At 70.5% G+C, this 26,149-nt stretch carries 30 protein-coding genes; 19 read left to right on the plus strand and 11 right to left on the minus strand.

Going from position 1 to position 26,149, the window contains the following annotated elements:
* The first annotated feature begins 33 nt into the window (after window positions 1-33).
* The 6 genes from NBY65_RS07605 (at window position 34) to NBY65_RS07630 (ending at window position 4,059) form a co-directional block, all read left to right on the plus strand.
* Window positions 34-555, plus strand: a complete 522-nt coding sequence (locus NBY65_RS07605) for a hypothetical protein (RefSeq protein ID WP_250265642.1) — start codon at window positions 34-36, stop codon at window positions 553-555.
* 36 nt (window positions 556-591) lie between these two features.
* On the plus strand, window positions 592-1,518 hold the full coding sequence (locus tag NBY65_RS07610) for a DMT family transporter (protein ID WP_150041921.1): 927 nt from the start codon (window positions 592-594) through the stop codon (window positions 1,516-1,518).
* Window positions 1,519-1,531: 13 nt separating this feature from the next.
* Window positions 1,532-2,716 carry a class I SAM-dependent rRNA methyltransferase gene (locus NBY65_RS07615; protein WP_150041920.1) on the plus strand — a complete coding sequence of 395 codons (1,185 nt, stop codon included), beginning with the start codon at window positions 1,532-1,534 and terminating at the stop codon, window positions 2,714-2,716.
* Window positions 2,717-2,760: 44 nt separating this feature from the next.
* On the plus strand, window positions 2,761-2,958 hold the full coding sequence (locus NBY65_RS07620) for a hypothetical protein (protein ID WP_150041919.1): 198 nt from the start codon (window positions 2,761-2,763) through the stop codon (window positions 2,956-2,958).
* A 190-nt stretch (window positions 2,959-3,148) separates the two neighbouring features.
* The gene (locus tag NBY65_RS07625) at window positions 3,149-3,700 is read left to right on the plus strand and encodes an NUDIX hydrolase (RefSeq protein WP_150041918.1); all 552 of its coding nucleotides are present in this window, start codon (window positions 3,149-3,151) and stop codon (window positions 3,698-3,700) included.
* On the plus strand, window positions 3,697-4,059 hold the full coding sequence (locus NBY65_RS07630) for a hypothetical protein (RefSeq protein WP_150041917.1): 363 nt from the start codon (window positions 3,697-3,699) through the stop codon (window positions 4,057-4,059). The genes NBY65_RS07625 and NBY65_RS07630 overlap by 4 nt, the downstream gene beginning before the upstream one ends.
* A gap of 92 nt (window positions 4,060-4,151) precedes the next feature.
* Here the strand turns inward: NBY65_RS07630 and ftsY are convergent, their stop codons facing one another.
* From ftsY to dapF, 3 genes are read right to left on the minus strand one after another with little or no spacing between them, the layout of a single operon-like run.
* Window positions 4,152-5,072: a signal recognition particle-docking protein FtsY gene (ftsY, locus tag NBY65_RS07635; RefSeq protein ID WP_150041916.1), complete on the minus strand. Its 921-nt coding sequence runs from the start codon at window positions 5,070-5,072 to the stop codon at window positions 4,152-4,154.
* Complete coding sequence (gene mtaB, locus NBY65_RS07640; protein ID WP_150041915.1) at window positions 5,072-6,295, minus strand: tRNA (N(6)-L-threonylcarbamoyladenosine(37)-C(2))-methylthiotransferase MtaB; 1,224 nt, start codon at window positions 6,293-6,295, stop codon at window positions 5,072-5,074. The genes ftsY and mtaB overlap by 1 nt, the downstream gene beginning before the upstream one ends.
* Complete coding sequence (gene dapF / locus NBY65_RS07645) at window positions 6,292-7,125, minus strand: diaminopimelate epimerase (protein WP_150041914.1); 834 nt, start codon at window positions 7,123-7,125, stop codon at window positions 6,292-6,294. Before dapF ends, mtaB begins: the two co-directional genes overlap by 4 nt.
* Window positions 7,126-7,401: 276 nt before the next feature.
* Here dapF and NBY65_RS07650 point away from each other — a divergent pair, with 276 nt between their 5' ends.
* The 7 genes from NBY65_RS07650 (at window position 7,402) to proB (ending at window position 11,317) form a co-directional block, all read left to right on the plus strand.
* The gene (locus NBY65_RS07650; RefSeq protein WP_150041913.1) at window positions 7,402-7,608 is read left to right on the plus strand and encodes a cold-shock protein; all 207 of its coding nucleotides are present in this window, start codon (window positions 7,402-7,404) and stop codon (window positions 7,606-7,608) included.
* A 154-nt stretch (window positions 7,609-7,762) separates the two neighbouring features.
* A complete protein-coding gene (locus NBY65_RS07655; RefSeq protein ID WP_162530636.1) occupies window positions 7,763-7,939 on the plus strand; it encodes a hypothetical protein in 177 nt (58 codons plus the stop codon).
* A gap of 26 nt (window positions 7,940-7,965) precedes the next feature.
* Window positions 7,966-8,187 carry a hypothetical protein gene (locus NBY65_RS07660; protein ID WP_150041912.1) on the plus strand — a complete coding sequence of 74 codons (222 nt, stop codon included), beginning with the start codon at window positions 7,966-7,968 and terminating at the stop codon, window positions 8,185-8,187.
* Window positions 8,188-8,401: 214 nt separating this feature from the next.
* Window positions 8,402-8,716: a 50S ribosomal protein L21 gene (rplU, locus tag NBY65_RS07665; RefSeq protein WP_150041911.1), complete on the plus strand. Its 315-nt coding sequence runs from the start codon at window positions 8,402-8,404 to the stop codon at window positions 8,714-8,716.
* Window positions 8,717-8,728: 12 nt separating this feature from the next.
* The gene (rpmA, locus tag NBY65_RS07670) at window positions 8,729-8,998 is read left to right on the plus strand and encodes a 50S ribosomal protein L27 (protein ID WP_150041910.1); all 270 of its coding nucleotides are present in this window, start codon (window positions 8,729-8,731) and stop codon (window positions 8,996-8,998) included.
* Between the two features lie 73 nt (window positions 8,999-9,071).
* Window positions 9,072-10,103 carry a GTPase ObgE gene (obgE, locus tag NBY65_RS07675; RefSeq protein ID WP_150041909.1) on the plus strand — a complete coding sequence of 344 codons (1,032 nt, stop codon included), beginning with the start codon at window positions 9,072-9,074 and terminating at the stop codon, window positions 10,101-10,103.
* On the plus strand, window positions 10,100-11,317 hold the full coding sequence (gene proB, locus NBY65_RS07680; RefSeq protein WP_250265643.1) for a glutamate 5-kinase: 1,218 nt from the start codon (window positions 10,100-10,102) through the stop codon (window positions 11,315-11,317). Before obgE ends, proB begins: the two co-directional genes overlap by 4 nt.
* Before the next feature lie 22 nt (window positions 11,318-11,339).
* Here proB and NBY65_RS07685 read toward each other — a convergent pair whose 3' ends face one another.
* From NBY65_RS07685 to NBY65_RS07700, 4 genes are all read right to left on the minus strand, one after another.
* Window positions 11,340-12,236 carry an ion channel gene (locus NBY65_RS07685; RefSeq protein ID WP_150041907.1) on the minus strand — a complete coding sequence of 299 codons (897 nt, stop codon included), beginning with the start codon at window positions 12,234-12,236 and terminating at the stop codon, window positions 11,340-11,342.
* A 166-nt stretch (window positions 12,237-12,402) separates the two neighbouring features.
* Window positions 12,403-14,487, minus strand: a complete 2,085-nt coding sequence (locus tag NBY65_RS07690; protein WP_150041906.1) for a BTAD domain-containing putative transcriptional regulator — start codon at window positions 14,485-14,487, stop codon at window positions 12,403-12,405.
* 193 nt (window positions 14,488-14,680) lie between these two features.
* The gene (locus NBY65_RS07695; RefSeq protein ID WP_150041905.1) at window positions 14,681-16,045 is read right to left on the minus strand and encodes a glutamate--cysteine ligase; all 1,365 of its coding nucleotides are present in this window, start codon (window positions 16,043-16,045) and stop codon (window positions 14,681-14,683) included.
* Window positions 16,046-16,091: 46 nt separating this feature from the next.
* Entirely contained in the window at window positions 16,092-16,832 is a 741-nt protein-coding gene (locus NBY65_RS07700) for a 16S rRNA (uracil(1498)-N(3))-methyltransferase (protein ID WP_239002859.1), read from the minus strand.
* Here NBY65_RS07700 and ubiA point away from each other — a divergent pair.
* The 6 genes from ubiA to NBY65_RS07730 all read left to right on the plus strand — a co-directional run bounded on the left by ubiA (window position 16,831) and on the right by NBY65_RS07730 (window position 22,176).
* Window positions 16,831-17,757: a 4-hydroxybenzoate octaprenyltransferase gene (ubiA, locus tag NBY65_RS07705; RefSeq protein WP_150041904.1), complete on the plus strand. Its 927-nt coding sequence runs from the start codon at window positions 16,831-16,833 to the stop codon at window positions 17,755-17,757. The two genes, NBY65_RS07700 and ubiA, sit on opposite strands and share 2 nt — an antisense overlap.
* A complete protein-coding gene (locus NBY65_RS07710; protein WP_150041903.1) occupies window positions 17,754-18,422 on the plus strand; it encodes a class I SAM-dependent methyltransferase in 669 nt (222 codons plus the stop codon). The genes ubiA and NBY65_RS07710 overlap by 4 nt, the downstream gene beginning before the upstream one ends.
* A 90-nt stretch (window positions 18,423-18,512) precedes the next feature.
* Complete coding sequence (locus tag NBY65_RS07715) at window positions 18,513-18,899, plus strand: cupredoxin domain-containing protein (protein ID WP_150041902.1); 387 nt, start codon at window positions 18,513-18,515, stop codon at window positions 18,897-18,899.
* Between the two features lie 3 nt (window positions 18,900-18,902).
* Complete coding sequence (locus tag NBY65_RS07720) at window positions 18,903-19,727, plus strand: FTR1 family iron permease (protein ID WP_150041901.1); 825 nt, start codon at window positions 18,903-18,905, stop codon at window positions 19,725-19,727.
* An 82-nt stretch (window positions 19,728-19,809) separates the two neighbouring features.
* Window positions 19,810-21,339: a phytoene desaturase family protein gene (locus tag NBY65_RS07725; RefSeq protein WP_150041900.1), complete on the plus strand. Its 1,530-nt coding sequence runs from the start codon at window positions 19,810-19,812 to the stop codon at window positions 21,337-21,339.
* Between the two features lie 48 nt (window positions 21,340-21,387).
* Window positions 21,388-22,176: a TlyA family RNA methyltransferase gene (locus NBY65_RS07730; RefSeq protein WP_150041899.1), complete on the plus strand. Its 789-nt coding sequence runs from the start codon at window positions 21,388-21,390 to the stop codon at window positions 22,174-22,176.
* Window positions 22,177-22,225: 49 nt separating this feature from the next.
* On the opposite strand, the gene NBY65_RS07735 is transcribed toward NBY65_RS07730, so the two are convergent.
* The 4 genes from NBY65_RS07735 to fabI form a co-directional block, all read right to left on the minus strand.
* The gene (locus tag NBY65_RS07735; RefSeq protein ID WP_150041898.1) at window positions 22,226-22,378 is read right to left on the minus strand and encodes a peptide chain release factor 1; all 153 of its coding nucleotides are present in this window, start codon (window positions 22,376-22,378) and stop codon (window positions 22,226-22,228) included.
* Window positions 22,379-22,625: 247 nt separating this feature from the next.
* Entirely contained in the window at window positions 22,626-23,822 is a 1,197-nt protein-coding gene (locus tag NBY65_RS07740; protein WP_150041897.1) for a hypothetical protein, read from the minus strand.
* 188 nt (window positions 23,823-24,010) lie between these two features.
* On the minus strand, window positions 24,011-25,114 hold the full coding sequence (gene aroC / locus NBY65_RS07745) for a chorismate synthase (protein ID WP_150041896.1): 1,104 nt from the start codon (window positions 25,112-25,114) through the stop codon (window positions 24,011-24,013).
* 39 nt (window positions 25,115-25,153) lie between these two features.
* On the minus strand, window positions 25,154-25,996 hold the full coding sequence (gene fabI / locus NBY65_RS07750; RefSeq protein WP_239002858.1) for an enoyl-ACP reductase FabI: 843 nt from the start codon (window positions 25,994-25,996) through the stop codon (window positions 25,154-25,156).
* Window positions 25,997-26,149 lie beyond the last annotated feature (153 nt).

The raw sequence follows: 26,149 nt of genomic DNA on the forward strand, positions 1-26,149 counted from the left end.
GCGGGCAAGTCCCGGTCCCGGAGTCGGGCACTCGTGGCGCAGGCGTTGCATTCCCGGCCGGACACCCTGGTCATCTGCGGCCATCTTGCTCCGGGCGGCACTTCCTGCAAGCCTGCGGCCATGCGCGCTTCCCTGCTCGTCCTGTCCTTGTTGCTGACCGGCTGCGAGCTGGTCGACCAGCGCACCGTTGCCCGCTGGTTCGGATCGCCTCGCCAGGCCCCGAGCGAAGCCGATCTCGCCGGCGCCACCCTGCCGGAACGGCCGCTGGTCACCATCCGCTTCGACACGCCCGACATCGATTACCGCCCGGTGCTGGCCGAAGCCGCGCAGGCAGCACTGGCGCGCAAGCAGGACGCGGTGTTCGACGTGGTCACGCCGGTGCCGAGCGCGCAGCCGGCGGCGGCACAGGATGCCTTCGTGCGGCGCGGGACTGCGGATGCGCGGGCCGTCGCCGACGCGCTCGCGACCGAAGGCGTGCCACCCGGACAGATCCGACTCGGCCTGCGTGGCGATCCCGGTTCGCCGGCACGGGAAGTGCGCGTCTATGTGCGCTGAGCCCGGCATGCCGTTCGGGACCCGTCGCGACGGCGCATGAGCCGGGCGCCGCGCCCGGCGGGCGAAGACTCCTCGTTTCGGTGGCAGGGACTGCTCTGGGTGCTGGTCACCGCCCTGGGCTGGGGCCTGAACTGGCCGATGATGAAGTTCGCCCTGTCGCAATGGCCGGTCTTCACCTTCCGCGTGGTGACCAGCCTCGCGGGCGCCGCGCTGCTGCTGGCCCTGGCCGCCGCGCGCAGCGAAACCCTGTGGCCGCGCGACCGGCGGCAATGGGGGCGGCTGTCGCTCGCGGGGGTGCTGAACATCACCTCCTTCGTCGGACTCGGCACGCTGTCGCTGCGCTGGCTCGACGCCTCGGAGGCGGCGATCATCGCCTACACCATGCCGATCTGGGCGGCGATGCTGGCCTGGCCGGTGCTCGGCGAGCGGCCGACACTGCCCCGTCTGGCCGGGCTTGCGGTCGGGTTCATGGGCGTGGGCGTGCTGCTCGGGCCGCTGGTGGCGACCGGGTCGGGGGCGCCGATGGGAACGCTGGCGGCGAAATGGCCGGGCATCGCCTGCATCCTGGGAACGGCGGTGATGTTCGCGGCCGGCGCGGTGCTGACCAAGCGGCTGCCGACGGGGATGCCGCCGCTGTCCGGACTGGCCTGGCAGATCCTGCTCGGCACCGTACCGATCCTGTGGGCGGCGCTGGCCTTCGAGCGCTGGGATGTCACGACGATCGGCATCGGTGGCTGGCTGGCGGCGTTCTACGTGGCGTTCGTGGCGCTGTGCCTGGCCTATTTCGCCTGGTTCCGGGCCTTGCGGCTGCTGCCGGCCGGCACCGCCACCATCGGCACGCTGCTGGTGCCGATGATCGGCGTGCTCGGGGCCGGCCTGGCGCTCGGCGAGCCGCTGGGATGGCGGCAGGGAGTCGCGCTGGCCATGACGGTGTCGGGGGTCGTCCTGGCCTCGCGGGGGTGATACGCCGCCGCGCATGACCGAACATCCGCTGATCCGTCTCAACCCTGGCCAGGAACGCCGGCTGAAATCCGGCCATCCCTGGGCCTTCTCCAACGAAATCGCCATGAAGCCGGAGTACCGGCAGATGGAGCCGGGCGCGCCGGTGCGGCTGGAAGGCGATGACGGCTGGCGGTTCGGCACCTTTGCCTTCAATCCTCACAGCCTGATCGCCGCCCGGCTGCTCGACCGCGATCCGGCGGCGACGATCGACGCCGCCTGGGTGCGCCGGCGCCTCGACGCCGCGATCGCGCTGCGGGCCCGCATCACCGATGGACCGTTCCACCGCCTGGTGCACGCCGAGGCCGACGGGCTGCCCGGCCTGGTGATCGACCGCTATGGCGACGTCGTCGTGCTGCAGGCCAACACCGCCGGCATGGACCGGCTGACGCCCGCGATCGTGGCGACCCTGACCGGGTCGTTGCCGTTGCGGGCCGTGGTCGCGCGCAACGATGCGCCGGTGCGCGCCCATGAGGGCCTGCCCGCCGAGGTGACACTGCTGCATGGCAGCGATGCGACGGCCATGGTCGAGGAAGGCGGGGTGCGCTTTCCGGTCGATCCGCTCTCTGGCCAGAAGACCGGCTGGTTCTTCGACCAGCGGCCCAATCGCGACCGGGTGGCGGCCCTGGCCGAGGGCGCGCGGGTGCTCGACGTGTTCTGCCATGTCGGCGCCTTCGGCCTGCGCTGCGCGGCTGCGGGCGCGAAGGAAGTCGTGCTGGTCGATGCCAGCGCCCCGGCGCTCGAGCGCGCGCAAGCGGCGGCGGCGCTGAACGGTGTCGCCGGGCGGGTGAGTGTGCGCCGGGGTGACGCCTTCGAGGTGATGGCCGAGGCCGCGCAGGCCGGCGAGCGCTACGACATCGTGGTGTGCGATCCGCCGGCCTTCGCCAAGTCGAAGAAGGACCAGGCGGCGGGCCTGCGCGCCTATGGCCGGATGGCGCGGGTCGCGGCGCCGCTGGTGTCGCCGGGCGGGTTCCTGTTCGTCGCCTCCTGCAGCCACCACGCGCCGCTGGAGGCTTTTGCCGCCGCCATCGCCGAGGGCCTGTACCGCGCCCGCCGCGGTGGCCGCATCCTGGCCACCTGCGGCGCCGGAGCCGACCATCCGGTGCATCCGCAACTGCCCGAGAGCGCCTATCTGAAAGGCCAGTTGTTCCAGTTGGACTGAAACTTCTTCATCGCCTGCTCATTTCCAGGGCGCAGGCTGGCGGCATGATCTCCCCCGTCAGCCTGCCCGCCTTGTCCACCGCCGCCCCCCGGACGCAGGCAGCCACGGGCAGGCGACGCCCCCAGGCCGAGGCCGAGAGCGAAACGGGGGCACCGGCGCAGAACCCGCTCGCCGTCCCCGGCGGGGAACCCGCCCCCGGGAAGAAGCTGCCGCGCGGGTCCCTGTTGAACCTGTCGGTCTGACCAACGACCGCTTCCCGCGCGGCGAGATAATCGTCACGCGCTTTCCAAACCTTCCGGAGCAATATTGCGCCGCAACATTGTGGCTCCGGGAACACATGGCGGCAGGAAGCGGCCATGGCGGGGCGCGTGCGCACGGCCATGCTTAGCACGACCATTGAACGGCTGTGGGCAAGCGCGCAATGCTAGAACGATGCCAGAATTCGTGCGCCAGATCCCCGCCGGAGATACCCACGAGCGGCTCGTGTGCTCGACCTGCGGGTTCGTGGACTATGAGAACCCGAAGATCGTGGTCGGCGCGGTGGTCGCCGAGCGGGGCCGCGTGCTGCTGTGCCGGCGCGCCATCGAACCTCGCCGCGGCTTCTGGACCCTGCCCGCCGGCTTCATGGAGATGGGGGAGACGCCCGAGGAAGGCGCCCGCCGCGAGGCCTGGGAGGAAGCCCAGGTCCGACTGGTCCTGGAAGGGCTGCTGGCCGTCTACAGCATCAGCCGCATCGGCCAGGTGCAATTGATCTACCGTTCCCGCTTCGACGGCCCGCCCAGCTTCGCAGCCGGACCGGAGACCGAGGAAGTCCGGCTGTTCGAATGGGAGGATATCCCATGGGATTCGATCGCATTTCCCTCCGTGCGCTGGGCGCTCGATGCCTGGCGGGCCGTGGGGACCGGACCGCTTGGGGCGCCGGCCGGCAACCCTCCGGAGGATCCGCGCGGCACCGTGCACCTGCCGGCGGAGGCGGCGCTGTGAAACCGGGCGGGTTGCTGCCGGTCACGCTGCTGGCCCTGGCACTGCCCCTGTCGGCCGGGGCGGATCCGCAAAGCGGTCCCTCACTGTCGCAACCGGCCCAGCCGCTGCAACAGGTCCAGCCGCTGCAGACCCTGAAGGACTACACGCCGGCACCGGTGCCCAATATCGACTTCGACCGGACACCGTTGGACAAACTGACCGACCGGCCCCGCACGGAACTGAGCCCGAGCCTGTTCAACCATCGCGACCGCCGCAAGGGCGAAGGCTACCTGCCGGGCTCGGCGGCGGAATACGACCCGAACGAGACACGCGGCTTCCGGCCCAGCCCGGGGATCAACCTGAAGGTTCCGCTGCAGTAGGGGACAAGGATTTTCGGGGCGTTGCCCCGAGCCCCACCAGGAGGCTTCGCCTCCTGGACCTCCACCAAGGGCCATCGGCCCTTGGAACCCGATCAGGCGATGCCGACCAACCCGCGGGCGTAATCCATCGGGTCGAAGGGCCTGAGATCGGTTGCCTTCTCACCGACGCCCACGGCATGCACCGGCAGCCCGAACTCCTGCGCCAGCGCCACCACGATCCCGCCCCGCGCACTGCCGTCCAGCTTGGTCACGATCAGGCCGGTGACGTCCACCATCTCTTTGAAAACATTCACCTGCTGCAGCGCGTTCTGCCCGGTGGTGGCATCCAGCACCAGCAGCACCGAATGCGGCACCGCCTCGTCCTGCTTGCGCATGACGCGGATGATCTTGCGCAGCTCCTCCATCAGCGCCGACTTGTTGTGCAGCCGGCCGGCGGTATCGACCAGCAGCACGTCGGCGCCCTCGGTCCGGGCGCGGGTGAGCGCATCGAAGGCAAGGCCCGCGGCATCGGCATTGGGCGGCCCCTTGATCACCGGCGCCCCGGTGCGCTCGCCCCAGACCTGCAACTGCTCGACCGCGGCGGCGCGGAAGGTGTCGCCGGCAACCAGGATCGCCCGCTTGCCCTGCTCGGCATAGCTCTGCGCCAGCTTGCCGATGGTGGTGGTCTTGCCGGTGCCGTTCACCCCGACCACCAGCACCACGTGCGGCTTCAGCTTCGGATCGGGCTCGAAAGGCTGCGCCACCGGGCGAAGGATCTCGGCGATCTCCTCGGCCAGCGCGGTGCGGACTTCCTCGTCCGTCACCTCGCGGCCGAAACGGCTGCGGCGGAAATTGGCGATTACGCGGGCGGCGACCTCGGTGCCGAAATCGGCCGCGACCAGCGCGTCCTCCAGCTCCTGCAGCGCTTCCTCGTCCAGCTTCTTCCGCGTCAGCACCGAGCCCAGGTTCTGGGTCAGCTTCTGGGTGCTGCGGGAGAGACCTTCCTTCAGCCGCGAGAAGAATCCGAGTGCCATCAGGCCGGCTCCGCCAGAAGTCCGTCGTCGTTGGCCGCCACCACCCGGGCACGCAGGATCTCGCCAGGGGCGGCGTGCACCCGGATGGGCGCGAAGTGCTCCGTATGCCCGGCCTCGCCGGTTTCCGCCAGCACGCTTGCCTCGTGGCCGACCAGGGCGGCGAAGAAACGACGCGCGGCCTCCAGCCCGGCCTCGCGCAGCCGGGCGGCGCGCTCGCGGCGCACCGGCACCGGCACCGGCGGCATGCGCGCGGCCGGGGTGCCGGGGCGCTCGCTGTAGGGGAAGACGTGCAGGAAGGGGATCTCGGCTTCCCGCACCAGCGCCAGGGTGTCCTCGAACAACGCGTCGGTTTCGGTGGGAAAGCCGGCGATCAGGTCGGCGCCGATGGCGATGCCGGGGCGCAGCGCGCGGGCGCGGGCGATCACCGCCAGGGCATCCGCCCGCAGATGACGGCGGCGCATGCGCTTGAGGATCAGGTCGGTGCCGGCCTGCAGCGACAGGTGCAGATGCGGCATCAGCCGCGGCTCCTCGGCGAGCAGGCGCCACAGATCATCGTCGATCGCGGCCGGATCGATGGAGGACAGCCGCAGCCGTGGCAGTTCAGGCACCTGCGCGAGCAGCCGGCGGATCGCCTGCCCGAGCGTGGGCCGTCCCGGCAGGTCGCTGCCATAGCTGGCGATATCGACCCCGGTCAGCACCACCTCGCGGTAGCCGCCGGCCATCAACGTGCGCACCTGACCGACGATGGCGCCGAGCGGGACCGACCGGTTCGGGCCGCGCCCCTGCGGGATCACGCAGAAGGTGCAGCGATGATCACAGCCCTGCTGCACCTGCACGAAGGCGCGGCTGCGCCCGGCGAACTCGGTGACCAGTTGCGGCGCGGTCTCGCGCGCGGCGGCGATGTCGGAGACGACGGAAACGGCATCGGGGGCCCAGGATTCGGGCCGGAGCTTGTCCTCGTTGCCGAGGACACGGCTGACGCCGGGCAGCGACGCCCATTTCGCCGGATCGATCTGCACGCCGCAGCCGGTGACGACGATGCGCGCCCCCGGGCGCTCGCGATGGGCACGGCGGATCGCCTGCCGCGCCTGGCGCTCGGCCTCGGCGGTGACCGCGCAGGTATTCACCACGATGGTGTCGTCGAGCCCGGCGGCGTGGCCGCGGATGACCTCGCTCTCGTAGGTGTTCAGGCGGCAGCCGAAGGTCAGGATGTCGACGCTCACGGCGGCAGCGCCTCCCAGGCGAGGCTGCCGCGGAAGGCGGTGGCCACCGGCCCGGTCATCAGCACATGGCCATCATCCCGCCATTCGATGCCGAGCTCGCCGCCATCCACCACCACCGTGGCGCGGCGCCCGGTCAGGCCACGGCGGGCGGCGTTCACCAGCGTGGCGCAGGCGCCGGAACCGCAAGCCAGGGTGAGGCCGGCGCCGCGCTCCCACACCCGCAGGCGAATGCGGTCAGGGGCGAGCACCTGGGCGAAGCCGATATTGGCGCGGTTGGGGAACAGGGGGGCGTGTTCCAGCACCGGCCCGATCGTGGTGATCGGCAGGGTGCCGAGGTCATCCACGAAGAACGTCGCATGTGGATTGCCCATGGAGCAGGCGGCCGGGTCGGACACCGGACCCGTCGTGAGGTCGAGGTGCAGCGTGTCCGCCGCTTCGGCGAGCGGCACTTCCTGCCAGCCGAGCCGCGCGGGGCCCATGTCCACGCGGACGCGCCCGTCGGGCAGGAGTTCGGCCGGCAGGGTGCCGCTGATGGTCTGGATGGCCAGCACGGTCCGGCCGGTCTCGGCCGCGAGCAGGGAGGCGACGCAGCGCGTGGCGTTGCCGCAGGCCCCGGCCTCGCTGCCGTCGGGATTGCGGATGCGCATGAAGGCCGCGGCCCTGCTTCCCGCGGGGGCGGGCTCGATGCCGATCACCTGGTCGCACCCCACGCCGGTGCGCCGGTTGGCGATGGCAGCGGCGCGGGCGGGCGTGAGCGCGAGGCCGGCACGCAGGTCGAGCACGACGAAATCGTTCCCGCAGCCATGCATCTTGAGGAAGGGCACATCCATGGCGTGCTTTATATGGGGCGGCACGACGGGAACAAAGGCCGTGCCGGGCGGGGGCAGGTCTGCAGCCGGCTTGCGGCCAAGGGCATTACGGTGCCGTGACTATCTGCGCCTTGCATTTCCTTCCGCATGTACTCATACCCTCCCTGACGGCACTTTCCGCGTTTGGGCTCGCGTCTCCCGGTCACGCGTCAACGTGCCTGTTCGCGCTCCCCCCACTGCCGGAAAGTAATCCGGGTCGCATTCCGTGACTCGCCGTTGATCAGGGGACGCCGCGATATGACCGTCGGCACCGTCAAGTGGTTCAACGCCCAGAAGGGGTTCGGCTTCATCCAGCCCGAGGACGGCTCGAAGGATGTCTTCGTGCACATCTCCGCCGTCGAACGTTCCGGTCTAGGCCGGCTGAATGAAGGGCAGAAGCTGTCCTTCGACCTGGAGCGTGGCCAGCAGGGCAAGGTGTCGGCCGTCAATCTCCGGTCCGCCTGACACCTGTCCGCCCGATTGACGAAGCTCCGCCCCCTTCGCGGGACCGGAGCTTCCCCATCGGGCCGGTGCCGTCAGGGCATCCCCGGCGGAAGCAAGCTACCCCGTCGGGCATTCTGGTCGGCCGCAGTCAAAACAGACCAGCCAGGGAGCCGATATGGCGTTCAAGCCGAACTACAACCAGCAACGCGCCGAGCGCAACCGACTCAAGCAGGCGAAGAAGGACGAGAAACTGCGGGAGCAGGAAGAGGCGCGCGCGCGTCGGAAAGCCATGCAGGCCACCTCGGACCCGTCCTCGCCGCCTTCCCCATCGGACACTGAACCGGCCTCCTGATCAGGGGGCCATCGCGAGGATGAGACATGGCGCTCAAGCGGCGCTCCGAAACCAGCTTCGTGCTGTTCGACGTATTGTACGTGGACGGCTCGCGCAGCTCGAACCGCAAGGTGCCAATGACGGCGCTTGGTGGACTGGACGGCGATGAACCGGCCAAGGCCATCATCGAGGCACAGGACATCGAGATCGGCCGGGCATCCGGCAAGCCCCGCCCCGAGATCAGCTCGGTGACCCGCGCGGGCCGATGACACCGCAACGGGAAGGGGCGACAGCGGGGATTGCCCCGCTGCCGCCCCTTCCCTTGCTTGCGCGTTGACTCCGCCCCCCTCCGCGCTGTAAACGCGCCTCTCTCCGGCGGCCGGTTCCTCCTGGCCGCCGCAATCGTGTCACAAGAATGCTCATGGGTCGGTCGACCCCCGGCGCAACCGCCAGGGCGATGATCGACGACAGGATGCCAGATCGATGTTCGCAGTCATCCGCACCGGCGGAAAGCAGTACCGCGTCACCCCGAACGCCGTGCTGAAGGTCGAGAAGCTGGAAGCCGAACCCGGCGCCACCGTCACCTTCACCGACGTCCTCGCCGTCGGCGGCGAGTCCGGGCTCACCGTGGGCACCCCCACCGTCGCCGGCGCCACCGTGACCGCGACCGTGATCGCCCAGGACCGGCTGGACACGGTCATCATCTTCAAGAAGCGCCGCCGGCAGAACAGCCGTCGCAAGAACGGCCACCGCCAGCACGTGACCGTGCTGCGCGTCGCCGAGATCACCGCGGCCTAAGGAGAGACTCAGATGGCACATAAAAAGGCAGGCGGTTCGTCCCGCAACGGGCGCGATACGGAAGGCCGGCGCCTCGGCCTCAAGAAGTCCGGTGGCCAGGCGGTGGTGGCAGGCAACATCATCCTCCGCCAGCGCGGCACCCGCTGGAAGCCGGGCCGCAATGTCGGCCTCGGCCGCGACCACACCATCTTCGCGCTGATCGACGGCCACGTCACCTTCGAGCGCAAGGCCGACGACCGCGTGCATGTCTCGGTGACGCCGCTGCCGGTGGCCGCCGAGTAACGGCGCCCTCCCGCACGCACCACGTTTTCCGGGGGTCGGCGCCGCGCCGGCCCCCGTTTTCGTTAAAAGTGTCATGAAATTCCTCGACCAGGCGAAGATCTACTGCCGCTCCGGCGATGGCGGCGACGGCGTCACCGCGTTCCGCCGCGAGAAATTCCTCGAGTTCGGCGGGCCGGATGGCGGTGACGGCGGAAGGGGCGGCCACGTCATCTTTGAAGCGGTCGAGAACCTGAACACGCTGATCGACTTCCGCTATACTCAGCATTTCCGTGCCCCCAAGGGCGGCAACGGCGCCGGCGCCAACCGCACCGGGGCGGGGGCGAAGGACGTCATCGTCAAGGTCCCGGTCGGCACGCAGATCCTGGATGACGACCGCGAGACGCTGCTCGCCGACCTCGACGTGCCGGGCAAGCAGGTGGTGCTGCTGCGCGGCGGCGATGGCGGGTTCGGCAACGCCCATTTCAAGACCTCGACCAACCGCGCCCCGCGCCGCGCCGACAAGGGCTGGCCGGGCGAGGAACGCTGGATCTGGCTGCGGCTCAAGCTGATCGCCGATGCCGGGCTGGTCGGGCTGCCCAATGCCGGCAAGTCCACCTTCCTCTCGGTGGTCTCGGCGGCGCGGCCGAAGATCGCCGATTACCCCTTCACCACCCTGCATCCGCAGCTTGGCGTGGTGCGGCTGTCCACCACCCAGGAATTCGTGCTGGCCGACATCCCCGGCCTGATCGAGGGCGCGCATGAGGGCGCCGGGCTGGGCGACCGCTTCCTCGGCCATGTCGAACGCTGCGCGGTGCTGCTGCACCTGGTGGACGGCGCCGCCGGCGACGTGGTGCAGGCCTGGCGCACGGTGCGCGAGGAACTCGTTTCCTATGGCGGGGGCCTCGCCGACAAGCCGGAAGTGCTGGTGCTGAACAAGGCCGACGCGATGACGCCGCGGGAAGCCTCCGCGCGCCGCACCGCCTTGCAGAAGGCGTCCGGCCGGAAGGTGATGCTGATCTCCGGCGTGTCCGGCCAGGGCGTGCCGGAGGTGCTGCAGGCGCTGTATCAGGAGGTCGCGGCGGCACGGGCACAGCGGAAGGGCCTGGCGGAGGAGCGCACCGTATGAACAGCCATCGCAACGGCCGGGGGGCACCGCATGCCGCCCCCGGCGACGACGCGGTGGCTTCCCCTGCCCCGGCCATCCCGGAAGGCGGGCAGGCCGAGTCGGGGCTCTCGCTCGGCACGGCCCGCCGGCTGGTGGTGAAGATCGGCCGCGCGCTGGTGGTGGACGCGGCACATGCCGCGCCGCGCATGGCCTGGCTTGCGGGGATCGCCGCCGACATCGCCGCGCTGCGCGCGCGCGGGGTGGACGTGATCGTGGTCTCCTCGGGCGCCATCGCGCTGGCGCGGCGAACGCTGAAGCTCACGCAGAAGCGGCTGCGCCTGGAGGAAAAGCAGGCCGCCGCGGCGGTCGGGCAGATCCGGCTGGCGCAGGCCTGGACCGAAGTGCTCTCGGGGCACGGCCTGACCGCGGCGCAATTGCTGCTGACGGTGGACGATACCGAGGACCGCCGCCGCTACCTCAACGCCCGGGCGACGCTGACCACGCTGATGGGCCTGGGCTGCATCCCGGTCATCAACGAGAACGACAGCGTCGCCACCGCCGAGATCCGCTTCGGCGACAACGACCGCCTCGCCGCGCGCGTCGCCGAGATGGTGGAGGCGGACCAGTTGATCCTGCTCTCCGACATCGACGGGCTCTACACCGCCGATCCGCGCCGGGACCCGGAAGCCCGGCACATCCCTGTCGTCTCCCGCCTCACCGACGAGATCGAGGCGATGGGGGGCGAGCCGCCGCCGGGCTATTCCTCGGGCGGGATGCGCACCAAGCTGCTGGCCGCCCGCATCGCCACCGGCGCGGGCTGCGCCATGGCGATCACCATCGGGCAGGTGGAACACCCGCTCGCCGCCCTGGAAGCCGGGGCACGCTGCACCTGGTTCCTGCCCGCGCCGGAAGGGCGCTCGGCGCGTAAGCGCTGGATCCTGGGGACGCTGCAGCCGCAGGGCAGCTTCACCATCGATGCCGGGGCGGCGCGCGCGCTCGCGGACGGCCGGTCGCTGCTGCCGGCGGGCGTGACCGCGCTGGCGGGCAGCTTCAGCCGGGGCGATGCGGTGGAAGTGTGCGGGCCGGACGGGACACGGCTGGCGCGGGGGCTGTCCGCCTATGCCAGCGAAGATGCCGCCCGCATCATCGGCCACCGCAGCGAGGACATCGAGGCGATCCTGGGCTGGCGCGGCCGCACCGAGCTGATCCATCGCGACGACCTGGTGCTTTTGTAACGGGATAGCATCAGAGCAGACGTTACTTGAGCGGCACCACCTGATCGACCCGGGAGACATCGAATTTCGGCCGCCCGGCGGCATCCTCGGCGATCAGGTCGGCGAAGGCGTGATCGAACAGGATGTCGGCGGCGTGGAACAGGTGCATGGCCCGCACCGGCGCGAAAGTGGTGCCCTCGCTGCCGGTCACCACGACCATCACCTGTGCCTGTGCCCGCGCCAGGTCCGCGGCATCCAGCCCGGCCAGCGGGCTGCGCGCGTCGATCACATGCACCAGCGTCCAGCTCATCATCTCCACCAGTGAATGCTCGCGCAGCAGCGGCAGGTCGCGGATCCGCCAGACACTGCGGCCGGTGGCGTCACGGTCACGGATGATCAGCACCATCCGCGCCTCCACCTGGTAGATCGGATTGAAGCGCCGGTTGAGCACCCGGGCACCGAGCGTGGTCACGCCATCGACCGGCCCGACCACCATGTTGCGAGCGAAGGACAGGCGCGAGCGTGGGCGGGAGAACCGCACGAACATCAGCCCCGCAATCACCGCGATCGAGAGCACGCCGCAGAAGATCTCGATGGCCGAAACGATGTGCCCATAGGTCGTCCGCGGCGCCATCGCGCCATAGCCGACGGTGGCGAAGGTCTGCACGCTGAAGAAGAAGGCGTCGCTGAGCGAACCGTCGCGCATGTTGGCGACGCTGCCGGGCTGCACGACATACAGCGCCGCGAACAGCAGGTTGACCAGCAGGTAGTACGCCATGGTCAGGGCCAGGAACCAGCGCCAGGGCAACGCCAGCGCGAGGTAATAGGGATCCCCCCAGTCGTAGCGCCCCACCCCCGGCCCGATGCCGATCTCCGGATGCATCGGCCCGGCCCGCCGCGGCACCGGCCGGCGCCAGAGGCGTCGCATCAGCCTGTGCATGGCCCCCTCCGTCGGGGCGTTGCCCCGAACCCCACCAGGAGGCTTTGCCTCCTGGACCTCCACCAAGGGCTTCGCCCTTGGAACCCGATTTTTCTGAGCCGCGCAGCGCGAATGGGGTCAAGGGGCCTTGTGGCCCCTTGCGGGTCCAGGGCGGAGCCCTGGCCTTTTACCCTTCGGCAACCCCCGCGAGCCGCAACCCGGCGACATAGTGCTCGCAATCCTCGATGCGGTCGAACGGGCTGCTCGCCACGAACCGGGCGATGGTGAATTCCGGCTCGATCGCGAGCAGGCGCTCGCGCACCAGGGCGGCTTCCTCGACGCGGCCGAGATGGCCCAGCGCCGCCAGGTAGGGTTTGCAGGGCGCCGAGAAGGCCGGGTTCATTTCGCTGACCTCGCGGCCGCGGGTCACCGCTTCCTCGTGGTCATGCCGCAGCAGCGCGATCAGGATGAAGATGGTGTCGTAGAAGAACGCATGCGGGTCGTAGGGGGAGAGCTTCTTGTAGCGCTCCATCCGCGTCGTCGCGGTATCGAGGTCGCCGAGAAAGGCGAAGGCGGCGGCCGACAGCGCCCAGGCCATCACCAGGTTCGGGTTCACCGTCAGCGCCCGTTCGTGCAGCGACAGCGCCTCGCGCAGGCGCTTGTGCAGGAAGGCCCTGACATGTCCGGCGATGGCCAGGGCCCGCGCGTCCTGGGGATCGAGGGTGATGGCGCGGTTGGCCAGCCGTCCGGCCTCGGCCATCACCGCGGCCGGATCGTTGGTCCAACCCTGGCCGTACAGGAAGATATGCCAGAACGCGAACCATGCCGATGCCGCGGCATAGTCGGGCTCAAGCGTGATCGCCTGGCGCAGCAATTCCCCCGCCTGCATGAACTGCACCCGGTCCATCCGCGAGAGCAGCGGAATGGCCCGCAGCACCAGGTCATAGGCGGTGCTGTCGGCGGGCGGACGGGCGGTGACGCGCTGCGCCTCGATCAGCAGGATCTCGGGATCGATCTGGGCGACCACCTCGGCGGCGACTTCGTCCTGCAGGGTCAGCAGGTCCGTGATCTCGCGATCGAAACGACGCGACCAGACCACTTGGTTGCCCGCCCGCAGGTCCAGCAGCCGCAACGCCACCCGCAGCCGGTCGGGTACGCGCTGGATGGTGCCATCGAGCAGGAAATCGATGTTGAAGGTCCGGCGGATCGCCGCCTCGTCGCGCGTCTGGGTGGCGAAGCGCGCAAGCGAGGAAGAAGACACCAGGAACATCCAGCGGAACCGGGCGAGCGCCGCGGTGATCTCGTCGGCAAGGCCGGCGGAGAGATGCGCTTCGGCCTCGGTGGTGCCGATCGGCTGCAACGGCAGCACGCCAATGCGAGCCCCGCCGCGTGGCGCCTGCGGGCGCGCCTCCGCATGGGGCTCGGCGCGGGCCTCGTGCCGCACATCCATGCGCACCGGCCCGCGGGCGACGGAGCGGGACTCCAGATCCCGCGGGACGGACCCCGGCTGGGTCACGGGGGCGGAGCGCGGAACCGGGGCCACTGCCCGTATTTCGGCGGCGACGCGCTGGGTTTCCTCGGAGGGATGCGCATCCAGCAGGTCGGACAGCACCGTGCGGCAACGCTCGTACGCCTGGATCGCCATGCCGCGCTCACCGCGGGCGGCATAGGCACGCATCAGCGCCCGCCAGGCCCCTTCATGAGAGCGGTCGATCGCCAGCAATTGCTGCGCGGCGGCGATGGTGGGTTCAGGCTCGCTCTTTTCGCGCAGGAGTTGTTCGGCCAGGACCCGGGCGCGGTCGATCAGCCGTTCCCGCTCGCTGGCGAGCCAGGCATCGAAGGTCGGGTCGAGCCCGTCGAGGTCCTCGAGCAGGTCGCCATCGAGCAGCCCGAGCGCGGCCGGCCGCTCGGGGCTGGCCCGCAGCACCTCGTCCACGTCGATCCAGACCGTGCCTGGCCGCAGCATCAGGTGGTCGCGATTGACCGTCAGGATCGGCGCCCCCACCGGCGCGAGCGCCTCGGTCAGGCGGTGGATTTCCTGGCGCAGCGAGGCGCGGGCCTGTTCCTCGGGCCGGCGGCTCCAGAGCATTTCCGCCAGCCGCCCCCGCAGCACCGGCCGCGGCGCCGACAGCGCCACGATGGCCAGCAGGGCCCGCGTCTTGCGGCCAGAGGGCAGGACGTTCTCGCTGGTCAGCGTCCAGGCTTCCATCTGGCCGATCAGCCGGAGCCTTACGAGAACGGGATCACCATGCGAGGGTGATGCCGGCATCATGCCACGTTGAACCGCGCTTACGATCATATGCCCATTACAAGCTTGTTCAACTGCGGCCGGCAAGGGCCTCTGCAATCATAGCGTGCAAGATGTATCGAGCAAGCCGTGTTTCGCACAACTGCCGGGCATCCTAGGGGCCTGGGGCATATGTGGTGGTCACAATGGCGCTCATGTTGCCCCCTGCGGGATGGTCTCAGATGGCGGCCTCCTGGAAAATGCGTGTGACATCGCCCTGCCAGGCGCCGTGAAAGCGGTCGAGCCAGGCCTCGGCCTGGGTGGGGCCGCCGGACACGATCGCTTCCAGCGGTTGCAGGTAGACGGATTCGTCCTGGCCGGCCGCATCGTACCGTGCCCTGGCGCGCAGCCCGTCCCGGGCGATCGCCACGACCTCGCGGGCGAGATCGCGCAGCGTGCCGCGCTGCCACGGCGTCTGCAGCGCGGATTTTACAACCAAAGGTCGCAAAGCGGCGAACTCGGTCCAATGATGCTGGTGCACCAGCGCCTCGGCCGCGGCGAGCGCCGCATCGTCGTACAGCAGACCGACCCAGAGGGCCGACTGCGCCACCATCATCCCGACGCTGCCGGCATCCGCCCCGCGCATCTCCAGGAAGCGCTTGAGGCGGACATCGGTGAACACGGTGGTCAGGTGGTCGGCGAAGTCGCCGATCGTGGCCGGGCCCGCGCCGGTATCGGCGAGCCGGCCTTCCATGAAGTCGCGGAAGGAGCGGCCGGCGAGGTCGATATAGCGTCCGTCGCGATGGACGAAATACATCGGCACGGAATCGACGACCCACTCGACATAGCGCTCGAAGCCGAAACCGTCCTCGAAGAACACCGGCTGGATGCCGGTGCGGTGCGGATCGGTATCGGTCCAGATCTGACCACGATAGGACAGGAAGCCGTTCGGCCTGCCCTCGGTAAAGGGCGAGTTGGCAAACAGCGCGGTCGCCAGCGGCTGCAGCGCCAGCGAAACCCGCAGCTTGCGCACCATGTCGGCTTCGCTCGCGAAGTCGAGGTTCACCTGCACGGTGCAGGTGCGCGTCATCATGTCGAGGCCGAGCCCGCCGACCTGGGGCATGTAGCGCCGCATGATGGCGTAGCGGCCCTTCGGCATCCACGGCATCTGCGCGCGCGTGAGGGTGGGATGGAAGCCGAGCGGGGCGAAGCCGAGCCCGAGCGGGCCGGCGACGCGGCGGACCAGGGCGTTGTGCGCCTCGATCTCGGCATGGGTCTCGTGCAGGGTGGCGAGCGGCGCACCGGACAGCTCCAGTTGCCCCGCGGGTTCCAGCGAAACCGATGAGCTGCCTTGCTTCAGGCCGATCGGATGGCCGGCATCGACGATCGGCTCCCAGTCATCGGCCGCCGCCATGCCTTCCAGCAGCGCGCGGATGCCCTGCGGCTCGTAGGGCGGGGCGGAGAAATCCGGGCGGAAGCCGAATTTCTCGTGTTCGGTGCCGATCGTGAACCCGCTCGGCGGCCGGCACCCCTGGGCAAGGAAGTCGGCCAGCTCGCGCAGGGAGGTGATCGGCGTCGCGTCGGCATCTCCGGGGTTGGACATTCAGCCTTTTCCATTGCTGGCGGGCACGGCGGCGCGCAGGGAAGGGTCAGCCGCCGGCCGGCGCCTGCAACAGCGCCAACCCGACGATCGCGGCCGTCTCGGCGCGCAGGATGCGCGGCCCGAGACTGACGGGTTGAACAAAGGCATGCCGGGCGAGAAGGTCAAGCTCTGCTCCCGTGAAGCCACCTTCCGGACCGACCAGCAACGCAGCCGGGCCGGGGCAGCCATGGATGCGCGGCGCCGTGCTGCGCTCCACCGCCACCACCAACGCGCGTGTGCCGGGCCAGGACGCCAGCAATGCGGGCAGGCGCACCGGCGCTTCGATGCGCGGCACGCTCAGCCGCTCGCATTGCGCGGCCGCCTCGGTGGCGATCGCGGCCAGCCGCTCGGTGTTGACGCGGGACGCCACGGTGCGCTCGGTCAGCACCGGCAGCAGGGCGGCGGCGCCGAGCTCGGTCGCCTTCTCGGCCACGAGATCGATGGCATCGCGCTTCAAGGGCGCGAAGGCGAGCCAGAGATCGGGCTCGGGCGCCTGCGGGCGGAGTTGCGTTTCAAGGACGACTTCGCAACGATCACGCCGCACCATGGCAATGCGGCCGGCCCATTCGCCGTCGCTGCCGTTGAACAGGCGCACCGGATCGCCCACGGCACGACGCAGGACGGTGCCGAGATGATGGGCCTGGGCGGGGGTGACGGCGATCGCGGCGCCGGCGGCGAGGGACGCCGGCACGAACAGGCGCGGCGAGGTGATTGACGCATCCATGGCACGGGAGAGATTAGCAGGCATGAGCGCAGCGACAGATCCCACCCCTCTGGGGGGGCATACAGATATCGTGACGGGCGGCTGGATCGGCCGGCTGCCACGCAAGCTGGTTCCCTATGCCCTGCTCGGCCGATTCGACCGGCCGATCGGCATCTGGCTGCTGTTCCTGCCGGGGCTGTGGTCGATCCTGCTGGCCCAGGCGTCGCCCGGATACAGCGCCTGGCTGATCGTGCTGTTCTTCATCGGCAGCGTGCTGATGCGCGGCGCCGGCTGCGTGGTCAACGACATGTGGGACCGCGACATGGACCGGCGGGTGACCCGCACGGCGGGACGGCCGCTGGCCAGCAGGGCGCTGAGCATGTTCCAGGCCCTGGTCTTCCTCGCCGCGCTGTGCACGCCGAGCCTGCTGATCCTGCTGCAGTTGCACCCGACCGCGCAGATCCTGGGGGTGTCGTCGCTGCTGCTGGTGCTGCTCTACCCGCTGGCCAAGCGGGTGACCTGGTGGCCGCAGATGATGCTGGGCTTCACCTTCGGCTGGGGGGCGCCGATGGGCTACGCCGCCGCCTCGGGGCGGTTGGACTGGGCGCCCGTCGCCCTTTACCTCGGCACGATCACCTGGATCCTGGCCTATGACACGATCTACGCCCATCAGGACCGCGAGGACGACGCGCTGATCGGCGTGCGCTCGACGGCGCGGCTGTGGAACGAACAGACGCGACCCTTCGTGGCGGTCTGCTACGGCATCACGGTGGCGATGCTGGCCCTGGCGGGATGGCTGGCCGGCCTGTCCTGGGTCTATTTCGTCGCCCTGATCCTGCCGGCGGGGCTGCTGGCCCGGCAGGTGATCCGGGTCGACATCCACGACTCGCCGCTCTGCCTTGCTTTGTTCAGGTCGAACCGGGAGGTCGGGCTGGCGGTGGCGCTGGCGATCCTGCTCGGGCGGCTGTGAGGGACGCGGAAGCCTTCGTCCGCGCCCAGACGGCGCCGCAGGCAGCGCCGCTGGTGCCCGAGATCACGCTGCAGCTTGCCAGCGAAATCACGCCGATCTGGCAGGCAACGGAAGCATGGCTGGCCGAGACCGGCACCGCGCCACCGTTTTGGGCCTTCGCCTGGCCGGGGGCGCAGGCCCTGGCCCGCTTCGTGCTGGATCATCCCGGCGTGGTCGCCGGGCGGCGCGTGCTGGATTTCGCCGCCGGATGCGGGCTGGCCGCCATCGCCTGCGCCCGCATGGGGGCCGCGCATGTGGAGGCGGCCGAGATCGACCCGATCGCCGCCGCCTCCATCCGCGTCAATGCGCAGGCGAACGCGGCGGCGGTGACGGCGCTGACCGGGGATCTGGTGGGGACGCCCTGTCGCTGGGACCTGATCCTGTGCGGCGACGTCTGCTACGAGGCGCCGATGACCCGGCACATCCTGCCCTGGCTGCGCGGCATGGCCGGCCAGGCCGAGATCTGGGTGGCCGATCCCGGCCGCGCCTACCTGCCGCGCGAGGGACTCGACCCGTTCGCGACCTTCGCCGTGCCGACCACCACCGAGCTGGAGGACCGCACGGTGCGCGAGGTCACGCTGTTCCGGCTGCTCGCCTCGGGGGCTGCTCCGCCGCCCCGGTCCTGATCCCCCGCCCTGGCACGCCCTGCCCTGGCGCTTGACAGGGGGTCCGTGATCAAGCAATTGCAAGTGACTCTCAATTGCAGGGCTTGCGCAATGCGACCCCATCCCGCCTACCTGACGGAGCCCGACCTCCCTCTCTCCCGCACCATCGCGCTGGCCACCGGGCTGACCATCACCTTCGGCTGCCGCCCCCCCTGCGTCCCCCCGCCCACCGAACTGCAGGTAACGCTGCGCCGGCACCGTTTCGAACCGGCCGAACTGCACGCCCCCGCCGACACCCCGATCGTGCTGACCGTGCGCAACGAGGACGCCACCGCGGCGGAATTCGGCAGCGCGGCGCTGAAGCTCGGCGCGGTGGTGGCCGGGCAGCGGCAGGCGGTGCTGCGCATCCCCGCCCAGGCGAGCGGATGCTACAGCTTCGTCGGCGACTGCGAAGCAGACACCGCGCGGGGCGTGCTGGTGGTCGGGAACGGGATCTAGGCCGTGCTTGCAACCCTCATCATCGTCTTCCGCGAGGTCGTCGAGGCCGGTCTGATCGTCGGCATCGTGCTGGCGGCGACCGAAGGCATGCCCGGGCGCGGCCTGCGTATCGCCGGCGGCATCGCCGCGGGCGTGGCCGGGGCCTGCCTGGTGGCGGCCTTCGCCGGCGCCATCACCGATGCCTTCGCCGGCAGCGGCCAGGAATTGCTGAACGCCGCCATCCTCGGCATCGCCGCGGTGATGCTGGGCTGGCACACACTCTGGATGGCGCGGCACGGGCGCGCCATGGCCGCCGAGCTGCGCGGCGTGGGCCAGGAGATCGTCGCCGGCCGCCGCACCCCCACTGCCCTGGTCGTGGTGGTGGCGATGGCGGTGCTGCGCGAAGGCGCGGAAGTGGTGCTGTTCCTCTACGGCATCGCCGCCACCGGCGGCACCGGCGCGGCCGGCATGTTCGCCGGCGGGCTCGCCGGGCTGGCGCTCGGGGCCGGGCTGTCGGTGCTGGCCTGGGCCGGCATGGTCAGGCTGCCCGCGCGCGCCCTGTTCGCGGCGACGGGCTGGCTGATCACCCTGCTCGCCGCCGGCCTCGCCGCCCAGGCGGCGGCGCTGCTGCAGCAGGCCGGCGTGGTGGAGGCGCTGGATGCGACGCTCTGGGACAGTTCGGCCCTGCTGTCGGATGCCTCGCTGCCGGGCCGGGTGCTGCATACCCTGATCGGCTACACCGACCGCCCCACTGGCTTGCAGGTCCTGGTCTATGCGACGACACTCTTCGTGCTGCTGCTGGGGGCGCGGTTGACGGAAGTCAAGGCGCCGCGCCCGGCCCGCTCCTAATCCCTCGGGCCACGTTGCGAAGAGGCACGGGGCGAGGAGGCGCGGGCGGCGGTCAGCGCAGGGCTTCCTCCGAGGTGCGGCAATGGTGGAAGAACGCTTCGACGCGGTCGTCATCGGCTCCGGGCTCGGCGGGCTCACTGCTGCGGCGCTGGTCGCGCGGGCCGGCAGGCGGGTCCTGGTGCTGGAGCGCAACCCCGGCATCGGCGGCGCCGCCACCGTCTATCGCCACGGCGCGCTGACCATCGAGGCCTCGCTGCACGCCCTCGACGGGCTGGATCCCCAGGACCCGAAGACGCCGCTGTTCGCCGCGCTGGGGCTGGATCACGGCCTGGACTATGTCGAACCGGCGGAATTGTACGAGGTGCGCGGCGGGCCGGTGGGCGCGCCGTTCACCCTGCCGGCCGGCCCGGAGGCGGCGCTTTCCGCCTGCATCGCCCGTTTCCCCCGCCACGAGAACGCGCTGCGCCGCTACATCGACGCGGTGCTGGCGGTGCGCAGCGGGGCCACTGTGCTGACCGCGCACATGGACGAGCCGGGCTGGTGGCTGCGCCACCTGCCGGAGGCGGCGACCCGGCTCTGGCCGCTGATCCGCCACGCACGGGCGACCGTGGGCGACGTGCTGCGCGGCCTGTTCGGGGCGGACGAGGCGGTGAAATGCGCGCTCGCCGCCGCCCTGCCCTACTACCATGACGACCCGGAACGCATGCTGTTCCTGGCCTATGCCGTGGCACAGGGCTCGTTCCTGGCCGGCGGCGGGCATTACCTGCGCGGCGGGTCACGCACCCTCTCGGCACAATTGGCCGCCCGGGTAGAGGAAGCGGGCGGGCGCATCGAAACCGACCGCGAGGCCTTCCACCTGGTGGTGGACCGCCAGCGCATCGCCGGGGTCGCGCATCGCCGCCGCGGCGGCAACGACGTGCGCAAGGCACTGGCGCCGGTGGTGTTCGGCAACGCCGCCCCGGCCGTGCTGGCCGGGATGCTGCCGGAAGCCTGGCAGGGGCCCTTCGCCGCGCCGTACGCCCGCCGGCCGATATCGGTCTCGTTGTGGACGGTGGCGCTGGGCCTGTCGGAGCCGGCGGCGCGGTTCGGCCTGCGCGCCTACGAAACCATCCTGCTGCCCTCCTGGATGACGACGCTCGCCGACTACCGGCAGGCGACCGCCGTGCTGGCCGACCCGGACGGCGACCGCCTGCCGCCGATGATCCTGGCCGATTACGGGCGCATCGACAGCGGGCTGAACGAGGGGCCGCCGCATCTGGTCACGCTGTGCGGCATGGACCGGCTGGCGAACTGGGACGGGCTGGACGAGGCGACCGCGCGTCGCCGGCGGGAGAGCTGGATGGATCGCCTGGTCGCCGCCCTGGACGCCGAATTTCCCGGGCTCGCGAGGGCGGTGACGCAGCGGGAGATGGCCACCGCGACGACCATGCAGGCCTACCTGAACACGCCGGGCGGCGCGGTCTACGGCTTCGCGCCGGAGACGCTGCTGCGCTCCCCGGCGACGGCGGTGCCGGGACTCTACCTGGCCTCCGCCTGGGCGGCAGGCGGCGGCTATACCGGCGCGATGCTGGGCGGGGCGATGGCGGCGAGGCTGGCGCTGCGCGGCGGGTGAGGGTTCGCGGGCTTCTCCGCGCTGTAGGACGGGTGTAAGCGCCTGTGCGTGAAACAGCGCGCCGACCAACTCCTCGTGGACCGCGGACTCGCGGAGTCCCGCAGCCGGGCCCAGGCCCTGATCCTGGCGGGAAAAGTGTTCTCGGGTGAGCGACGGATCGAAAAGCCCGGCCAGCCGCTCGCGGAGGACCTGCCGCTGGAGGTGCGCGGCCAGGACCATCCCTGGGTGTCCCGCGGCGGGCTGAAGCTCGCCCGCGCGCTCGATGCCTTCGCGCTCGACCCGACGGGACGGACGGCGCTGGACGTGGGCGCCTCGACCGGCGGCTTCACCGATGTGCTGCTGGCGCACGGGGCGGCACGGGTGCATGCGGTGGATGTGGGGCATGGGCAGCTCGCCTGGAAGCTGCGCACCGACCCGCGGGTGGTGGTGCACGAGAAGACCAATGCCCGCACCCTGACCCGGGATGCCATCCCCGACCCGATCGGCGTGCTGACCTGCGATGCCAGCTTCATCGGCCTCGCCACCGTGCTGCCGGCGCCCTTGGCGCTGTGCGCGCCGGGGGCCTGGGCCGTGGCGCTGATCAAGCCGCAGTTCGAGGCGGGGCCGGCCCTGGTCGGCAAGGGCGGCGTGGTGCGTGACCCGGCCGTGCACGCAGCCGTCTGCGACCGGGTGCGCGCATGGTGGGAAGCCTTGCCGGGCTGGCAGGTGCTTGGCATCACCGAAAGCCCGATCACCGGGCCGGAGGGCAACCGCGAATTCCTGATCGCCGCGCGCCGGCCGGTCCCGGAGCCGGGGGCCGGAAACGACGATGCCCGGGACCAGCCCGGGCATCCGTAATCGAGGTCTCCTGGCAGGTGGCGAAAAATGCCACTCCTGCCGGCCGTTGCTATTCCGGTGTCGGCGCCACGGTCGCAGTCGTCTGTTGCTCCGACAGCTCCGCCAACAACGACCAGACCCGCGCGGCCTGCATCGGCACATCCGGGTCGTTCAGCAACTGGTCGAGTTCGGTAAGCTTTCGAGCGTAATCAGCCTCTGTCATCTGCTCGCCCCTGCAATCGTCGCATCTGGAAGAAATCTGACCAGAAACGTCGCCAGCACATGATAGTCGCAAACCGGACCCCAGCACGAACTGTTCCCAGGCCGCCAGCAAAATATCACAAAAAGATGACATTTCGTCCCCCCGTCGCAGCGGAACCATCCGCCGCACCGGGTGAACCGAAATGCCAGATCAATGGGTTACGCCACGGCGCGACGCGCTGACCCGACCCATCGGCGCGTCGATGACGTCAGAGCGATGACATCACCGCCGGCGCCAGGGCCGGCGCCTTCGCCGCCGGATGGCCGGGATTGCGGAAACGCAGCTCTCCGTCCGGCTCGCCATCCGTCGCGCCGAACAGCTCCTGGCGGGACGCACAGGTGACCGCCACCACCGAACGGGCTTCGGGCAGGGTCAGGAATTGCCGCGCCTCGCCTTCCAGCTCCAGCTTCTCGCGCAGGTGGCGCCATTCCATGCGGTCGGTGTCCTCGATGAACATGGCGAGGATCCCCGGGCGGGTGCCGCTGAAGCGCGCAGGGGCGATGGCAGCCATGCGCCGGCGTATCGCCACGGCCACATCGTTCTCCTGCGCCGACCGGGCGGCCAGGACGAACACCCCGCCCCCGGCGGCGGTGACCGCCAGATGCGCCTCGTGCCCGAATTCCCGCCGCAGCGACGACATCAGGCCCAGCTCGTCAGCCTGGGCGGCGGCGAGCATGAGCGGATCCAGCCGCAGCACCGCCGCCTCGTCATGATCGGCCCGGCGACTGGCCGCCAGCATGGCGCGGATGCGCTGGTGCAGGACCGCGAGCTGGTCCTGGTCGGTGACATCGGTGCGCAATCCCTGCGGCAGGGTCAGCTTGAGCAGGTACCGCCCCGGATGCGCGGCAAGCCAGGTCTGCAGATCGGGATCGATGCGGTCCATCAACCGCACCCAGGCCCCGCGATGCACGCCATGGCCATCCTCGGCCGAGACCACGTCACAGACGATTTCGGCCTCGGTGCAGCCCCGTGCGAGCAGCAGATCGAACGGCGCCGCCTCGGCGAAGCCGGCGAAGACGACGTCGAAGCCACGGGCGCGTTGCATTGCCGCGGTGCGCAGCAGATGGAACAGCGGCACCAGCGTATGCGCGCCGGTCAGCGCCTGCTGCAGGGCCACCCGCAGACGGGCACGGCCGTCAGGGGGGAGGTCCTGGTGCAACGCCACCGCATCGGCCGCCAGCACCGCCAGCCGCCGCTCGGCCTCGGTCGGGGGACGGGTGGACGGACGCCGTTGCCGCTCGATCGCCGCCTCGATGGCATGGCGCTGCAACAGCGCCTGGCCGAGTCGCGGGCCACCGGAAGCCTCGCGCCCGAGAGTAGCAAGGCGATCACGCCACAGCCGGCCACCGACGATGTCAACGAAGGCATCGAGAGAGGCGACGGTGGAACTGCCAGAGGTTGCCATCTTGCCGACCTCATTCCCCTGGGCGACGTGGATCGTCGCCCCTTCTGATCATATCGCTACCAGTCCGGTTCAGACCGGACTGGTGTGGTACGGTATTTTTCCGTATCAGAGGATTGCCGGCCTATACGCAATTATACCTAGGACATATCGGAATGTCGTCGTCGCGGGCCGGCGCAGCCCGCCCCGGGTCAGTTGCGCGGCAGGCGCAGCGTGTCCGGAGCGTCGGGATTCTGCGCGCGATGGCGCAGCAGATGGTCGGCCAGCACGCAGGCGATCATGGCCTCGCCCACCGGCACGGCGCGGATGCCGACACAGGGATCATGCCGGCCCCGCGTCGCCACCTCGACCGCCTTGCCGTGCCGATCGACCGAGGCGCGCGGCGTCAGGATCGAGCTGGTCGGCTTGACCGCGAACCGCGCCACCACCGGCTGACCGGTGGAAATGCCGCCGAGGATGCCGCCGGCATGATTGGCGCGGAAGCTGACCAGGCCATCGGCGATGTCCATCTCGTCGGCATTGGCCTCGCCCGTCAGGGCCGCCGCGGCGAAGCCATCGCCGATCTCGACGCCCTTCACCGCATTGATGCCCATCAGCGCGGCGGCAAGGTCGGCATCGAGCTTGCCGTAGATCGGGGCGCCGAGGCCGGGCGGCACGCCGTCGGCCACCACCTCGATCACCGCCCCGCAGGAGGACCCGGCCTTACGTATGTCCGAAAGGTATTCTTCCCATTGGGCCGCGGCGACCGGATCGGGACAGAAGAACGGGTTTCCTTCCACCGCGTTCCAGTCCCAGCGGCCACGGTCGATGCCGTGCGGGCCCATCTGCACCAGCGCGCCGCGGATGCGAACGCCTTCGCCCAGCACGCGCCGGGCAACGGCGCCGGCGGCCACCCGCATCGCCGTCTCGCGCGCCGAACTGCGCCCGCCGCCGCGATAATCGCGGATGCCGTACTTGATCTCGTAGGCCAGGTCGGCATGACCCGGCCGGAAACGGTCGGCGATGTCGCCGTAATCCTTCGACCGCTGGTCCACGTTCTCGATCTGCAGCGCGATCGGGGTGCCGGTGGTGCGGCCCTCGAACACGCCGGAGAGAATGCGAACCTGGTCGGGCTCCTGCCGCTGGGTGGTGAAGCGCGACTGGCCGGGGCGGCGACGGTCCAGCCAGGGCTGGATGTCGGCCTCCGACAAGGGCAGGCGCGGCGGGCAGCCATCGACCACGCAGCCGATCGCCGGCCCATGGCTCTCGCCCCAGGTGGTGACGCGGAACAGATGGCCGAAGCTGTTGTGCGACATCGCGTCTGCCCCGCCCCGCCGCGGCGCTCCCTTTTGCGACTATTCGTTGGCGATGGTGATGTCCGGCGCGTCCGGGTTCTTCATGCCCTGGATGTGGTAGCCGGCATCGACGTGGTGGACCTCGCCGGTCACGCCCGCGGCGAGCTCGGACAGCAGATACATCCCCGCCCCGCCGACATCCTCGATGGTGACGTTGCGGCGCAGCGGCGAGTTGTACTGGTTCCACTTCAGGATGTAGCGGAAATCGCCAATGCCCGAAGCAGCCAGGGTGCGGATCGGGCCGGCGCTGAGCGCGTTCACCCGGATGTTCTGCGGCCCCAGATCGGCGGCAAGATAACGAACCGACGCCTCCAGCGCCGCCTTGGCCACACCCATCACGTTGTAGTGGGGGGTCCAGCGCTCCGCGCCCAGGTAGGTCAGGGTCAGCATCGCTCCACCAGGCCGCATCATCGCCGCCGCCCGGCGCGCCACCGCGCTGAAGCTGTAGCAGGAGATATCCAGCGCCTGCAGGAAGGCCGCGCGCGGGGTGTCGACATAGCGGCCGCGCAGATACTGCTTGTCGGCGAAACCGATGGCATGCACCAGGAAGTCGATGCCATCCCAATGCTGGGCGAGGCTGGCGAAGGCGGCGTCGATGCTGTCGTCATCGCCGACATCGCAGGGCATCAGCAGGGAGCTGCCGATGCCGGCGGCCAGCGGCCGCACCCGCTTCTCCAGCGCCTCGCCCTGATAGCTGAAGGCCAGCTCCGCGCCCTGCGCCGCGCAGGCCGCGGCAATGCCCCAGCCGAGCGAGCGGTCATTCGCCACACCCATGACCAGACCCCGCTTGCCCTGCATCAGCGTGCCTTTCACCGGCGGAGGGGTTTGCTCGGCGTGGGTCATCTCGTCATCCCGGGTTGTATCGTCATTTCAGCCACGTGGTGGCACAGGCGCGGCGGGCGGGCAAGGTGGAGGGCTTTCCTGGCAGGGCTGCCGGCCAGGCGGGCGGCTTGGCGGGACGCGGGCACCCTGCCACATAACCCTTGCGCAAGGAGG

This window comes from Rhodovastum atsumiense, from assembly GCF_937425535.1.
Lineage (GTDB): Bacteria > Pseudomonadota > Alphaproteobacteria > Acetobacterales > Acetobacteraceae > Rhodovastum > Rhodovastum atsumiense.